The sequence below is a fragment of the Corynebacterium sp. HMSC058E07 genome, assembly GCF_001809885.1.
Classification (GTDB): domain Bacteria; phylum Actinomycetota; class Actinomycetes; order Mycobacteriales; family Mycobacteriaceae; genus Corynebacterium; species Corynebacterium macclintockiae.
On record NZ_KV799291.1, the window covers coordinates 374 to 820 of the forward strand.

Sequence of the window (447 nt, forward strand, 5' to 3'; positions counted from 1 at the left end):
AAACGGCTACACCACTACACCGGACTTGACCCTTCGCGGTGATCTAACACGGTGGCTTTTGGAGGTTTCACCAGGAGTGTTCGTGGGGCGCCCCAGCGCCCGAGTGCGTGACCAGGTTTGGGAGCGCACATGCGATCTGGTGAATGACGGTCGGGCAATCATGGTGTTTCAAGCAGCGAACGAGCAAGGATTTGATTTCAAGACCCACCGGCATAACTGGGTTCCGACTGACTTCGACGGAGTGAACCTGATTACGCGACCAAATAACCGAGCACCATCATCACGACGGCGTGGGTGGAGCAAAGCACGGCGAAGATAGATGCGTGGGATGCAGTTCGCGGGTCCAGCGGCTGGTAGTAAAAACAAGTTGAACTAGAATCGGCTTTAAGGCTCAAAGAACCACAGCTCAGAGAGTGTGCTCCCCGCGCCAGCGGGGATGAGCCTAAG

At 56.2% G+C, this 447-nt stretch carries 2 protein-coding genes; one reads left to right on the forward strand and one right to left on the reverse strand.

Translation table 11 applies throughout. The features are described from left to right. Positions 1 to 25: 25 nt before the first annotated feature. The gene (gene cas2e / locus HMPREF2678_RS10130) at positions 26 to 319 is read left to right on the forward strand and encodes a type I-E CRISPR-associated endoribonuclease Cas2e (RefSeq protein WP_083303466.1); all 294 of its coding nucleotides are present in this window, start codon (positions 26 to 28) and stop codon (positions 317 to 319) included. On the opposite strand, the gene HMPREF2678_RS10480 is transcribed toward cas2e, so the two are convergent. Continuing rightward, on the reverse strand, positions 252 to 447 hold a 196-nt coding region (locus HMPREF2678_RS10480), incomplete at its 5' end, for a hypothetical protein (protein ID WP_210382721.1). The two genes, cas2e and HMPREF2678_RS10480, sit on opposite strands and share 68 nt — an antisense overlap.